Annotated in this window: 12 protein-coding genes; 11 read left to right on the forward strand and 1 reads right to left on the reverse strand. The window is 59.9% G+C overall.

Translation table 11 applies throughout. The features are described from left to right. Together DWZ15_RS02945 and DWZ15_RS02950 are read left to right on the forward strand one after the other, a co-directional pair. Positions 1-367: helix-turn-helix domain-containing protein (locus tag DWZ15_RS02945; protein WP_118449279.1), on the forward strand; the 367-nt coding region annotated here is incomplete at its 5' end. Positions 368-387: 20 nt separating this feature from the next. Further along, entirely contained in the window at positions 388-1,239 is an 852-nt protein-coding gene (locus DWZ15_RS02950) for an IS3 family transposase (protein WP_199580018.1), read from the forward strand. A gap of 69 nt (positions 1,240-1,308) precedes the next feature. Here the strand turns inward: DWZ15_RS02950 and DWZ15_RS02955 are convergent, their stop codons facing one another. Next, positions 1,309-2,391 (reverse strand): iron-containing alcohol dehydrogenase family protein, encoded by a 1,083-nt coding sequence (locus tag DWZ15_RS02955; protein ID WP_118449281.1) that lies wholly within the window; start codon positions 2,389-2,391, stop codon positions 1,309-1,311. A 485-nt stretch (positions 2,392-2,876) separates the two neighbouring features. Here DWZ15_RS02955 and ileS point away from each other — a divergent pair, with 485 nt between their 5' ends. The 9 genes from ileS (at position 2,877) to DWZ15_RS03000 (ending at position 13,137) form a co-directional block, all read left to right on the forward strand. Then, positions 2,877-5,678 (forward strand): isoleucine--tRNA ligase, encoded by a 2,802-nt coding sequence (gene ileS, locus DWZ15_RS02960; protein WP_118449283.1) that lies wholly within the window; start codon positions 2,877-2,879, stop codon positions 5,676-5,678. 222 nt (positions 5,679-5,900) lie between these two features. Further along, positions 5,901-6,500: a signal peptidase II gene (lspA, locus tag DWZ15_RS02965; RefSeq protein ID WP_233544616.1), complete on the forward strand. Its 600-nt coding sequence runs from the start codon at positions 5,901-5,903 to the stop codon at positions 6,498-6,500. Then, entirely contained in the window at positions 6,500-7,513 is a 1,014-nt protein-coding gene (locus DWZ15_RS02970; RefSeq protein ID WP_117583439.1) for an RluA family pseudouridine synthase, read from the forward strand. Before lspA ends, DWZ15_RS02970 begins: the two co-directional genes overlap by 1 nt. Positions 7,514-7,595: 82 nt before the next feature. After that, the gene (locus tag DWZ15_RS02975; protein ID WP_118449287.1) at positions 7,596-8,891 is read left to right on the forward strand and encodes a glycosyltransferase family 2 protein; all 1,296 of its coding nucleotides are present in this window, start codon (positions 7,596-7,598) and stop codon (positions 8,889-8,891) included. Between the two features lie 81 nt (positions 8,892-8,972). Then, positions 8,973-9,395, forward strand: coding sequence for a prepilin peptidase (locus DWZ15_RS02980; protein ID WP_089571722.1), 423 nt, complete (start codon positions 8,973-8,975; stop codon positions 9,393-9,395). Positions 9,396-9,426: 31 nt separating this feature from the next. Next, positions 9,427-10,674 carry a deoxyguanosinetriphosphate triphosphohydrolase family protein gene (locus tag DWZ15_RS02985; protein WP_117583442.1) on the forward strand — a complete coding sequence of 416 codons (1,248 nt, stop codon included), beginning with the start codon at positions 9,427-9,429 and terminating at the stop codon, positions 10,672-10,674. Between the two features lie 60 nt (positions 10,675-10,734). After that, positions 10,735-12,084 (forward strand): replication-associated recombination protein A, encoded by a 1,350-nt coding sequence (locus DWZ15_RS02990; protein WP_199580019.1) that lies wholly within the window; start codon positions 10,735-10,737, stop codon positions 12,082-12,084. 95 nt (positions 12,085-12,179) lie between these two features. After that, positions 12,180-12,767: a hypothetical protein gene (locus tag DWZ15_RS02995; protein ID WP_117776908.1), complete on the forward strand. Its 588-nt coding sequence runs from the start codon at positions 12,180-12,182 to the stop codon at positions 12,765-12,767. Beyond that, positions 12,760-13,137, forward strand: coding sequence for an ATP-binding protein (locus DWZ15_RS03000; protein ID WP_117736300.1), 378 nt, complete (start codon positions 12,760-12,762; stop codon positions 13,135-13,137). Before DWZ15_RS02995 ends, DWZ15_RS03000 begins: the two co-directional genes overlap by 8 nt.

A 13,137-nucleotide genomic window follows, 5' to 3' on the forward strand; every position in this document is an offset into this window, starting at 1 on the left:
CGCCTGTTTAGCGAAACTGGTGAAAAATAGATTGACGCTAACAATGGGCGGGAAACAATCCAGTTACACATTCGAGCAGAGGGTCGCCGCGGCGTCGGCCGTGGTCGACGACGGGATGGCGAAGGCCGACGCCATGGCCGAGTTCGGGATCAGGTCGAAGTCCCCGCTGGAGCGCTGGTGCAGGCTCTACCGCGAGGGCGGCGCCGAGGCGCTGCGGCCCGGCCCGAAGGGCAGGCCGAGGGGGTCGAGGTCGAAACCCCGGGCCCGCACCCGCGAGCAGGAGCTCGAGGAGCGCTGCCGCAGGCTCGAGGCCGAGGTCGCCTACCTAAAAAAATTGCGCGCCCTGGTCGAGCGGGACGGGTTCTGACCAGGGCGGCGGCCGAGGCGGTGAGGGCGCTGAGGGCGGAGGGGCACTCCCTGCGCCACCTGCTGGAGTGCTCGGGGCTCAGGAGGTCGACCTACTACTACGCGCTGGCGCACCCGCGGAGGCCGACCAGGCCCGAGCTGCGCGACGCCGCGGCCGAGATATTCTCACGCACCGCCAACGGCTGCGGGCACCGGCAGATAGCCATGTGCCTGCGCGCCGAGCTGGGCGCGGTCGTGGCCGACAAGACCGTGCTCAAGATGATGCGCGAGATGGGCATCCGGTGCGGGATACGCCGCCGGGGCTCCCGCAGCCGGTACAGCTCCTACAGGGGGCCCGTGGGGAGCACGTTCGAGAACGTCATCGCGAGGGACTTCGGCGCCGAGGGGCCGTGGCAGAAGCTCGGCACCGACGTCACCGAGTTCAAGGTCGCCGGCGCCAAGGCCTACTGGGCCCCGGTGCTCGACTTCTGCACGAAGGAGATTGTGGCGAGCGACATATCGACCTCGCCGGACCTCGCCCAGCAGCACAGGATGCTCGACCGGCTCCTCGAGGCCCTGCCCGACGGGGCGGCACCGACCATGCACTCGGACATGGGCTGGCAGTACCAGCACGAGTCCTACACCTCCAGGCTGGAGGGGGCGGGCATCACCCAGAGCATGTCGCGCAAGGGGAACTGCATCGACAACGCCGCCACCGAGCAGCTCTTCGGCCACGTGAAGGACGAGTTCTACCGCGGCAGGGAGTGGGGCAGCTTCGAGGACTTCAAGCGCGACCTGGAGGGGTACATAGTCCATTGGAACACGCGGCGCAGGCAGGTAAGATTGAAGGGCCTGACGCCGAAGGAGTTCCGGAGCCGGGCCCTTGCGGCGTAGTCGCTATTTATTCAGTCCAATTTTCGGGGCGCAGTTCACTGTCCCCTTTGTGGTGGTTTTGGGCCAGTCCTAGAGCGTGTGGCCGTAGGCGTTGGCGACCTTGATGGCGGCGGCGAACTTTTCGTCGGTGAAGGGCTCAGGGTTGCCCTGCTTCCACTCGTTGGTGGCGTGCGCGTGTTCGCACAGGGCTGGGATATCGGCCTCGGAAAGGCCGACTTGCTCAAGCGTCACGGGCAGGCCCATTTGCTTGTTAAAGGCTGCGTAGCGCCCAAGATTCTCGGTATCGCCCGTATAGGCAAACAGCACGAGCACGCCCAGGCTCACGACCTCGCCGTGCAGGTAAGAGCCCTCGCGCGGAATGCTGCAGGTGGCGTTGTAGAACGCATGCGCCACGCTCGAGTTGTAGTAGTAATCCTTTTGGTTGGTCAGGTTCGAGACATAGCCCGTGTTGACCACGATGTCGAGTGCGATCTGCTTGACGGCCTCGCTCGACAGGTTCTGGCGAACGTCCTCAAGACCCTGCACGCCATAGGTAAACAGCGGCTCGGAGCAGGTGTGCGCAAGTGCCAGGCCAAGGCCGGCCGTGTGCTCCAAGTTGCCGGCGCTCGTGGCGTACTCGACTTCGGGCTGCTTAGACAGGGCATCGCCCACGCCGGCCCAGAAGTACTCCGCCGGTGCCTTGGCGATGATCTTGGGGTTGATGAAGATGTGCGCCGGGCGGTTGGGATACGAATAGCCCTCGAGCGAGCCGTCGTCGTTGTAGACAACGGCAATGGCGGTCGCGGCCGAGCAGTTGGAGCAGATCGTTGGTACCGTAAAGACGATCTTCTTGAGTTCGATGGCTGCGGTCTTCACAGTGTCGAGCGCCTTGCCGCCGCCGCAGGCAATGAGCACATCAGCTTCCTGGCAGGCAGGGGAGTTCACGACCTTGGCGATATTGGCGCGCGTGCTGTTGGTACCATAGACGCGCGTCTCCAGAATCTCGACGTCGGTGTCTGCTAGCGCAGCTTCGATGCCGGGAAGCGCCGCAGCTAGCGCTCGCTTGCCACCGATAATCGCAACCTTGGTCGCTCCGTATTCGGCCAGCGCGGCGGGCAACTCGGCAAAGCAGTCCTCGCCAACGGTATAATCGCTCATCCCAATCGTGCGCATAGCAACCTTCTTTCGTACGATAAAGTGCTTTCTGGTATTTTGCTCCAAGAGAAGGTTTACGGCCGCGAGAAATTTCGAACGTATAAAACCAGTGTTGAGGGTTTTTCGCCGGCGCGGAACGTGCTAGCATACTCCGCATAAGCGTTGATGGGGACGAGTAGTCGGCCATCCGCATGCCACAGAGAGCGGGGAGCGCTGAGAGCCCGTGCATGCGACCGATGAAAATCACCCCGGAGCTGCGGTCCCAACGGACGTGCCGCGCAGGCACGTCTTAGTAGACATCGCCGAGATGGTCGTCGATACAGGCCGGCCGAGTAACGGATGCGAGCGCGCAAATTCGCGGGCGAGGGCATCTAAGCTGGGTGGTTAAGCGAAGAGCTTTTGCGGGCGTACAGCTCGTTTTGCGGCGCTTCGTCCCAGCTTGTAGGGACGGGCGCTTTTTGGTGCCCAACGGGCGTGCGCGCCCACGACATGAAAGGGGTACCGTGGCAAACGAGTACAAGCAGACGATGAATCTGCCCAAAACCGGTTTTCCCATGCGTGCCGGTCTTTCCAAGTCCGAGCCCAAGCGACTCAAGGACTGGCAGGACAATAAGGTCTACGAGCAGGTTCTGAAGAAGAACGAGGGTCACAAGAAATTCGTGCTGCACGACGGCCCTCCGTACGCCAACGGTCCGATCCACATCGGCCACGCCATGAACAAGATCTCCAAGGACATGATCAACCGCTACTGGATGATGCAGGGCTATGAGGTTCCCTACGTCCCCGGTTGGGACTGCCATGGCCAGCCGATCGAGCATAAGGTTGAGGAGAAGCTCGGCACCGAGAAGTTCAACCAGACCTCCACGGCTAAGATCCGCGAGCTTTGCAATGAGTTCGCTGTCGAGAACATCGAGCTGCAGAAGGCCGGCTTCCGTCGTCTGGGCGTGCTCGGCGACTGGGACAACCCCTATCTGACGCTCTATCACCAGCATGATGCTGCCGATATCGAGGTCTTCAAGGCCATGTTCGATAAGGGCATGATCTATCGCGGCCACAAGCCGGTTCACTGGTGCAAGCACTGCCACACCGCACTGGCCGAGGCCGAGATTGAGTACTCCGACGAGACGAGCCCCTCCATCTTCGTTCGCTTTGAGATGACTTCCAAGCCCGCCGGCCTCGAGAACTTCGACGGCCCGGTCGACTTTATCATCTGGACGACCACCCCTTGGACCATCCCCTCCGACCAGGCCGTTTCCCTCAAGCCCGGTGCCGCCTATGTCGCCGTTGAGCACGATGGCCGTGCCGAGGTCATGCTCGAGGACTTAGCTCCCAAGTGCTGCGAGGAGTTTGGCTGGGAGTACACCCCGGTTATGGTCGACGGCAAGCCCTATGTGGTTCCCGCCGAGACCTTCCACCACATCCACTACAAGCAGCCTATCTTTGACGGTGTTGAGGGCGTGGCGCTGCTGGCCGATTACGTCGGTGTCGATGACGGTACCGGTATCGTCCACAACTCGCCCGGCCACGGCGTCGACGACTACTTTGCCTGCCTCAAGGAGGGCATCACCGACATCTGCATGCCGGTCGACGACGACGGCAAGTTCTACACCGGTGAGGAGTTTGGCACCGGTGGCCCCTTCAGCGGTATGGATACCGACGAGGCCAACCCGCACATCATCGAGTTCCTGCGCGAGCGCGGCACCCTGGTCCTCGAGAAGAAGATCACGCACAGCTATCCGCACTGCTGGCGCTGCAAGCACCCGGTGCTCTTCCGTGCCACCGACCAGTGGTTTGTCTCGATGGACAAGACCGGTTTGCGCGAGCAGGCTGGCAAGGAGGTCCGCAAGAACGTCAAGTGGTATCCGGCCCATGCGGCAAACCGCATCGGCGCCATGGTCGAGCAGCGTCCCGACTGGTGCATCAGCCGTCAGCGCAACTGGGGCGTGCCCATCCCGAGCTACACGTGCGCCGACTGCGGCGAGAAGGTCATGAACGACGCCACGCTCGACGCCGTCATCAAGCTCTTCCACGAGAAGGGCTCCGATGCCTGGTTCACCGATGCTCCCGAGAGCTACCTGGGCGAGGCCTGCGTCTGCCCCAAGTGCGGTGGCCATCACCTCAAGGCCGATAAGGACATCCTCGACGTGTGGTGGGATTCCGGCGTCTCCTGGAAGGCCGTCTGCGAGTACCGTCCCGAGCTGGAGTATCCGGCGGATGTGTACCTCGAGGGCTCCGACCAGCACCGCGGTTGGTTCCAGAGCTCGCTGCTCACCTCGGTGGGTGCCAACGGCCATGCTCCGTACAAGGCGGTCGTCTCGCAGGGCTTCACCCTCGACGGCCAGGGCCGTAAGATGTCCAAGTCGCTCGGCAACGTTATCGACCCCAACAAGGTCTGTGACGAGATGGGCGCCGATATCATCCGCCTGTGGGTTGCTTCCGTCGATACCAGCTCCGACGTGTCCATCGACCACGAGATTCTTGCTCGTACGTCCGATGCCTACCGTCGTTTCCGCAACACGCTGCGCTTCCTGCTCTCCGAGCTCGAGGGCCAGTTTGAGCCCGAGACTGACGGCGTCGCCTTTGCCGATCTGCTGCCGCTCGACAAGCTCATGGTCGCCCGTCTGACCCAGGTCCAGGCCGAGGTCGACGACGCCTTCGCTAGCTACGAGTTCCCGCGCGCCTACCGTGCGCTCTACGACTTTGTTGTTACCGAGCTTTCCAACGTGTACCTCGACGCCCTGAAGGACCGTCTGTACTGTGAAAAGCCCGGCTCGCTCGAGCGCCGCAGCGCCCAGACCGTGCTCGCCGAGCTCTTCTCGATGCTCATGCGCGATCTGCAGCCGATCCTGTCCTACACCGTCGATGAGGCCATGGCCTATGCGCCTGCTGGCTGCGTCGACCACCAGAAGTACGCCGCGCTGCTCGATTGGTACAAGTCGCCCATCACGGTCGACGAGGCTAACGAGTTCGAGGGCGTGCTCGAGGCTTCGCTCGAGCTCCGTAGCGCCGTGACCAAGGCCCTTGAGGATGCCCGCTCTGCCGGTACCTTCACCAAGAGCCAGCAGGTCCGCGTCAAGGCGGTCGTTCCCGCCGAGATGTATGCGCTGCTGACCGGTGATAAGGCTGTCGACCTGGCCGAGTTCTACATCGTCTCCGATGTTGAGCTGACCCAGGGCGAGGAGCTTTCCGTTGCCATCGAGGCTGCCGAAGGCGAGTGCTGCGACCGTTGCTGGAACTACCGCACCACCGTCGGCGAGTACAACGGCCACGCGCATATCTGCAAGCGCTGCGCGAATGCCCTTTAAGGCACGGTAACTCGGCATTTTAGTTATAGGGAGAATTTGGACGCCTTCGGCCCATTTGCTCCGCTGAATAAAAGCGGCATTCTGTTTTTCGGAATGCCGCTTTCTTTTTATGCTGGTTATTTATCTGGCGTTAGCGAATATGTCGTGCGCTCTGCGTGTGGCAATATAAGATGGTTAATTGCGTTAAACGGAATTCGATGTTCTTGAGGGTAGGGGATTGATTTGGGTCGTGCTGGGGATATGACGCCGACTTTGCGTTGGCGGTTGGGTGTTGCTGGTTGCGTGGCGTTGGCCGTGCTGTTTGTTGACCAGCTGACCAAGCTTGCGGTTCGTGCCGTGGGCGATGCTCTGCATGTGACCGTTATCCCCGGTGTGATTGACTTTCTGTTTGTCCGCAATATCGGAGCTGCCTTTAGCATGGGCGAGGGCCATGGCGTTGCGTTCGCCGTGCTGGCGTTGGCGGTCATTATCGCTATTGCTGTGTACCTCGTTCGTGCACCTCAGCTCGCCCATCTTGAGGTTGTGGGCATGGCGATGGTTGCGGGCGGTGCTATCGGCAATGCTATCGATCGTTTGGCCTTTGGTTTCGTGACCGATTTTATTGCCACCACCTTCATCGACTTCCCCGTCTTCAATGTGGCCGATATCGGCATTACCGTGGGCGTCGTGCTCGCCCTCTTCGGTTACATGTTCTTGAGCCCCGCGGCCCGTGAGGTCGATGCGACCGCCGAGCTTAACGCCCGTGACGAGGCCCGCGCCAAGCGCAAGGCTAAACAACGTGGGGAGCGTGCCCGCAAGATTCGCGAAAGGAATGAGCGTTAATGGCCGACATCCATATCCTTGTTGCCGACGATGCCGCTGGCCAGCGTCTCGACGCCTATCTGGGCGCCAACGACGGCTGCCCCACGCGCTCTGCCTGTGCGCATCTGATTGAGGGCGGGGCCGTAGTAGTCAATGGCGAGACCTGCCTGTCCAAAAAGTACGCCGTGCGAGCCGGTGACCGTATTTCGGTTGATTTGCCCGAGCCGCACGATCCCACCGACGTGATTCCCGAGGCCATCCCGCTCGACATTCGCTATGAGGACGACTACCTCATCGTGCTCTCCAAGCAGCGCGGCCTGGTGTGCCATCCTGCGCATGGTCATGAGAGCGGTACGCTCGCGAATGCGCTGGTCTATCACTGCGGTATCGACCATCTGGGCACCGTGCAGGGCGAGGACCGCCCCGGTATCGTACATCGTTTGGATCGCGATACCTCGGGTCTTATGCTTGCGGCAAAGGACGACGACACCCAGCGCGCGCTCCAAAATCTTATCCGTACGCGCACGCTCGACCGCCGCTACATTACGCTCGTTCACGGTCATATCGCCATGGATGAGGGCACCGTTAACACCGGCATTGCCCGTTCTACACGTGACCGTGTCAAGATGGCGGTTTCCGATGATCCTTTTGCGCGCCAGGCCATCACGACCTTTAAGGTCCTTGAGCGCTTTGATTCCACGCGCTTTGATGACGGCTACACACTCGTTGAGTGTCACCTGTTTACCGGTCGCACGCATCAGATTCGCGTGCACATGCGCCATATCAACCACGCCTGCGTGGGCGATCCGCTCTACGGTAAGTGCGATGCGCGTGCCGATCAGGGTCTGACCAGGCAATTCCTCCATTCCTGGCGCGTGGCGTTCGATCATCCCGTGACGGGAGAGCGCATTGAGTGCCGCGACGAGCTGCCGTGGGATCTCGCCGCCGTCCTCGACGACTTAGCCCCGCGTTCGCTTGGTCGCACTGCTGCCGGCGACGAAATCGTACCGCAGCTCGGCCTGCTCGAAGCCTAGCCAGTATTAGGTGGTTTCTTGAACTCGGTAAGCCTGCGGTAAGATATACGGTTGTTTACGTAACACGTTCCTGGGAGCCTGCATGCTCGCCTTTTTACAAACCAACACACCCATCGTGATCTTCAACCAGATTGTCGTCACGCTGCTCACGGTCTGCTTTCTGTACCAGGTGGTCTTCTTTGTCATCGGTGCTCTCCGCGGCGAGGTCGCGCCTCCCAAGGCCAAAAAGCTGCACCGCTATGCTTTCTTTATCGCGGCGCATAACGAGGAGGCCGTGATTGCCAACCTCGTTCGCTCCATCAAGGACCAGGATTATCCTTCAGAGCTTATCGAGGTCTTTGTCGTCGCCGATGCTTGCACCGACAACACGGCGCAGCTCGCGCGCGAGGCGGGCGCCATTGTGTACGAGCGCAATGACCTGGCCCGTAAAGGCAAGAGTTGGGTCATGGACTTTGGTTTCGACCGTATCCTTAACGAGTATCCCGACACCTTTGAAGGTTACTTTATCTTCGATGCCGATAATGTTATCGCCCGCGATTATGTGTCCAAGATGAATGATGCCTTTGACCAGGGCTTCCATGTGGTCACGAGCTATCGTAACTCCAAGAACTTCGGAAGCTCGTGGATCTCGGCAGCGAATGCCACTTGGTATCTGCGCGAGGCGCGTTTCCTCAACAACGCGCGCAACATCTGCAAGACGTCCTGCGCCGTATCGGGTTCGGGCTACCTTATCTCGGCTAGCGTTATTGAGGGTATGCACGGCTGGCAGTTCCACACGCTGACCGAGGATATTCAGTTCACCACGTTCTGCGCCATTCACGGCATTCGCATTGGCTATGCGCCGGCGGAGTTTTTTGACGAGCAACCCGTGACGTTTAAGGCGTCCTGGAAGCAGCGTATGCGCTGGACCAAGGGCTTCTACCAGGTGTTCTTTACCTACGGTAAGCATCTGGTCAAGTCGACCTTCCGTTATCACCGCTTTGCCGCCTACGACATGTTTATGACGATTGCTCCGGGTATGCTGCTGTCCCTGATCTCCATGCTCGCCAACGCGACCTTCCTCATCGTTGGCGGACTTTCGCATGGCTTCATGGCCACCGAGGTCGAGATGCAGGCTTGTGCCGCCTCGCTCATTATGACCTTCGCGATGATGTATCAGACCTTCTTTATCCTGGCTCTACTTACGACCATCTTCGAGTACAAGCACATTCATTGTGCGCAAAAGTGGCGCCTGGTGACCAACCTGTTTACCTTCCCGATCTTTATGTTCAGCTATATCCCCATCACGGTGGCTGCACTGTTCCTAAAGGTCGACTGGGTCCCGACGCAGCATGCCGTCAGCGTTACCCTCGACGAGGTCATGCAGGGCGCTAAATAACCACCACCAAAACCACTACGAAGGGGACAGGCACCTCTATGGTGGTTTTTGCTTTTGAGAGACTGCCCCGGGAGGTGTTCAATGGTCTATATTCCCTTTTGGATCTGCGCCTTTGCCGGTGCGGTGATTGATGTCCGTGAACGGCGGTTTCCCAACGCGCTTGCCGCCGCATGCGCCGTGGCGGCGTTTGCAGGCGTTTGGCTGGACAGGGGCTTGAACACGGCGCTTGACCACGCCGGTCCTGCCGTTATCGTGTACCTTTCCCTTGTGCTGACCGAGTCGCTTTGGCGGCGTTTCCGCCAGGCCCCCGGCATCGGCATGGGGGATGCCAAGGCGCTTTTCGCGCTTTGCACGCTCGACCCTCTGGGCGGCATCGTGGCATTTGCCGTCGCGCTCCTTGTCCTGGCCCTCTCCTGCCTCTTCACAAAATCGCGCTCCCTGCCATTGCTCCCGTTTTTGGTGCCGATATTTGCCATAATCGAGGTCGTGGGCTGGACATTGTAACCGATTGCGCATCCTTTTTAAGGAGCATGCCATGGCAACTAATCAAGAAACGGCCGTCATTAAGGCGCGCATGGACCGCATTCCCGCGGCGTTGTCGCCCGAGCTGGTCGAGCGTATCGCCGCCGACCGCGCCTCGGGTGTCGTTAATCCTTATCGATGCTGCGACGACCAGGTCATTCGTCGTATAGATCGCGCTGCCGACAAAGGCACGCTTATGCGTCCGGCGTTTATGCGCGATACCGAAAAGATTCTTCATCTTCCTGCGTACACGCGTTATGCAGGCAAAACGCAGGTCTTTAGCTTTCGCAGCAACGACGACCTGTCGCGGCGCGGCCTTCATGTGCAGCTTGTCTCGCGCATTGCCCGCGATATCGGCCGTGCCCTGGGCCTCAACTGCGATTTGATCGAGGCGATTGGCCTGGGCCACGATTTGGGCCACACGCCCTTTGGCCATGCCGGCGAGCGTTTCCTCAACGATATCTATCACGAGCGTACGGGTCGTTATTTTTTCCATAACGTGCAGTCCGTCCGCGTGCTCGACGCGCTGTACGGCCGCAACGTGTCGCTCCAGACGCTCGACGGCGTGCTGTGCCATAACGGCGAGTACGAGCAGCGTGTCTTTGAACTCTCGGACATGGCGTCGTTTGACCAGTTCGACCGTACCGTCGAGGACTGCATTGCCACGGGCTATGGCGCGATCGAGCACCTGCGCCCCATGACCCTCGAGGGCTGTGTGGTGCGTATCTCGGATATCCTCGCCTACGTCGGTCGTGATCGTCAGGACGCCATTGCGGCGGGCCTGCTGTCGCCCGACGCTTTTGACGATGGTCGGGGCGGCGCCTATAACAGCTGGATTCTCACGCACGCTTCCATCGATATCGTTGAGCATAGCTATGGCAAACCGCGTATCGAGATGAGCGAGGACCTGTTTGAGGAGATCCGCCGGGCGAAGCGCGAGAACTACGAGAAGATCTATAGCAAGGGCGGTATCGAAGGTGATTCCGAGGCAGAGTTGCGTGAGGCCTTCGAAAAGCTCTACGACCGTTGCCTGCAGGATCTAAATAAAGGCGACGAGTTCTCTTACATCTTTAAGCATCATGTTTCGCGCATTGAGCAGCAGCTTTCCTACTACGATCGCACCTATGCCTGGCAGGACGACAAGGATCAGGCCGTCGTCGATTACATCGCAAGCATGACGGATGGTTATTTCTGCGAGCTGACGAGCAAATTGTTCCCAGGTCTAAAGTTTCCGCACCGCACCTATATTAACGAACGGTAGTTCGTATCCTTTCGGTATACTGTTGGTTAACAACGATTTTGATTAATGCACGGGATGGCTATGGACGACCTTTTTTCTGCTTCGACGCGCGAGCGCTCCTTTAAAAATGCGCCGCTTGCGGTGCGTATGCGCCCCGATTCGCTCGACGAGTATGTGGGCCAGCAAAAGGCCGTCGGTAAGGGCTCGTGGCTGCGCGCCGCGATTGAGCATGACGTGCTGTCGAGCGTGATTCTGTACGGCCCGGCTGGCACGGGCAAGACGACGCTGGCCCACATTATCGCCAACCATACCAAGAGCGAGTTTGTCGAGGTCAGCGCCGTGACGGGCACTGTGAAGGACCTGCGCCGCGTAATCGATGAGGCTAAGACCCGTCTGAACACCTACGACCGCCGCACCATTCTGTTTATCGATGAGATCCATCGCTTCTCTAAGTCGCAGCAGGATGCCTTACTGCATGCGGTTGAGAACCGCACCGTCATTATGATTGGCGCCACGACGGAAAACCCGTACTTTGAGGTCAACTCGGCATTGCTCTCGCGTGGGCGTGTGGTAGAGCTTGAGCACCTGAAGGACGAGGATATCGCCATGCTCATTGAGCGTGCGCTCGAGGCGCCGCAGGGTTTAAACGGTAAGTTCTCGGCCGATGAGGATACAGTCAAGACCATTTGCACGCTGGCCGCGGGTGATGCGCGCTCGGCGCTCACGACGCTCGAGCTTGCGAGTGAGATTGCCGTTACGCGTCCCGATATTGAGGGAACGCCAGCGCCGGCGGCCGGGGAACGCTATCCCATTACCGTGGATGACGTGAAGATCGCCAATCCACGTCGTGGGTTTTCGTATGACAAAAACGGTGACATGCACTACGACATTATCAGTGCGTTTATTAAATCTATGCGCGGCAGCGACCCCGATGCCACGATCTATTGGCTCGCGCGCATGATCGATGCAGGGGAGGATCCCAAGTTTATCGCTCGCCGCATTATGATTCAGGCTTCCGAGGATGTTGGCAACGCCGACCCGCAGGCGCTTTTGGTGGCGCATGCCGCATTTAAATCTGCCGAGGTCATTGGCTATCCCGAGTGTCGCATCAACCTGGCTCAGGCTGCGCTCTATGTGTGTCTGGCGCCTAAGTCCAACGCGTGCGAGGCCTCGATCGATGCGGCGCTGGCCGATATCCACAGCAGTGGTCTTCGCGAGGTGCCCAGCTACCTGCGCGATCGTCACCGTCCCGGCAGCGACGAGTATGGTGTATACAAGTACCCGCACGATTATCCCGAAGGCTGGGTCGATCAGCGCTATTTGCCCGAGGGGTTGGAGCGCGGCGCGTTCTGGCAGCCTGCCGGCCGCGGTTGGGAAGAGTGGCGTGTGGAGCAAAGCGAGCGCGACCGTAGCGGCAACGCTCCCAAGTAGGCCATTGGCGCCTCGCACATTCCCTTTGGGTATCTTTGCCCTTCTTTGGGGTACCATGAAAAACGTCTGTATTTCGATTCCTTCGGGAGGCTTGTATGAGTCCCATTCAAATCGCCCTGCTGGTGCTCGCCGTTGCCGGCGTGTGGGCTGTTGTCGAGCTCGCGCTCACGCTGCGCAAGACCCGCACCGTCGTTGACTCGCTCGATAAGACCGTGAGCGACCTTAACAATACGCTTGCCGAGGCACAGCCCGTGGTGGCAAAGCTCGATGGCGCTGTCGATGAGCTCACCCCCGCGCTGGCACAGGTTGAGCCGCTCCTCAAGTCGAGCAAGACTGCCGTTGATGCTCTGACGTCTAACCTCGTTGAGGTTGAGGCGGTCGTTCGCGACATCTCCGAGGTCACGGGCAGCGTGGCTGAGGCCAGCAATGCCGTATCGAGCGTAACTGATTCTGCTGCTGGCGCCGTGCAGAAGCTCTTCAATAAGGTGAAGGCTCCTGCAGCCGACGCCGATCGCAAGCTCGCCGCTGCCGCCGCCGAGGCCGAGCAGCCCACTGAGCGCGTTCTGATTGGCGACGACGATGCCGCTGCTGACGACGATGATGTTCAGAAGCCCGCTGCTAAGCCTGCTCAGTATTACACCTATACGCCTGCCGAGACCTCCGAGGAGTCCTGCGATGAGTAGCGAAGCAACCTGCCCCATTACGCTGAGCGTTGCCGGTGATCCGCGTCTCGCGCGCTTGGTGCGCATGACGGCCGCCAACGTCGGCGCCCTGTGCTCTATGTCCGTCGATCGCATCGAGGACATTCGTATGGCTGCCGAAGAAGCCTTCATCTTTGGCTGCACGGCTGTTGATTCCGACGATATCTCGATCAAATTCGATGTCGACGAATCGCATGTGGGCATGACCTTTACTTTTGGCGACCAGGCGACTGTCGATGAGGATGACCAGGCTGCCGTGTATGCCGAGCTCATTTTGGCGAGTGTGTGCGACTCCTACGAAAAGACTACAGCGCCCCTAACGCTTTCCCTCGACCTCAAGGCGGATATCTAA

The organism is Collinsella sp. AF29-7AC, from assembly GCF_003475665.1.
In the GTDB taxonomy this organism is placed as follows: Bacteria; Actinomycetota; Coriobacteriia; order Coriobacteriales; family Coriobacteriaceae; genus Collinsella.

What these genes read in the sequence shown, in the direction of transcription:
- DWZ15_RS02985 (WP_117583442.1), top strand. Translation starts at nt 9,427, where the DNA reads ATGGCAACTAATCAAGAAACGGCCGTCATTAAGGCGCGCATGGACCGC.
- DWZ15_RS02955 (WP_118449281.1), bottom strand. Translation starts at nt 2,391, where the DNA reads ATGCGCACGATTGGGATGAGCGATTATACCGTTGGCGAGGACTGCTTT.
- DWZ15_RS02990 (WP_199580019.1), top strand. Translation starts at nt 10,735, where the DNA reads ATGGACGACCTTTTTTCTGCTTCGACGCGCGAGCGCTCCTTTAAAAAT.
- DWZ15_RS02995 (WP_117776908.1), top strand. Translation starts at nt 12,180, where the DNA reads ATGAGTCCCATTCAAATCGCCCTGCTGGTGCTCGCCGTTGCCGGCGTG.
- DWZ15_RS02975 (WP_118449287.1), top strand. Translation starts at nt 7,596, where the DNA reads ATGCTCGCCTTTTTACAAACCAACACACCCATCGTGATCTTCAACCAG.
- DWZ15_RS03000 (WP_117736300.1), top strand. Translation starts at nt 12,760, where the DNA reads ATGAGTAGCGAAGCAACCTGCCCCATTACGCTGAGCGTTGCCGGTGAT.
- DWZ15_RS02980 (WP_089571722.1), top strand. Translation starts at nt 8,973, where the DNA reads ATGGTCTATATTCCCTTTTGGATCTGCGCCTTTGCCGGTGCGGTGATT.
- DWZ15_RS02970 (WP_117583439.1), top strand. Translation starts at nt 6,500, where the DNA reads ATGGCCGACATCCATATCCTTGTTGCCGACGATGCCGCTGGCCAGCGT.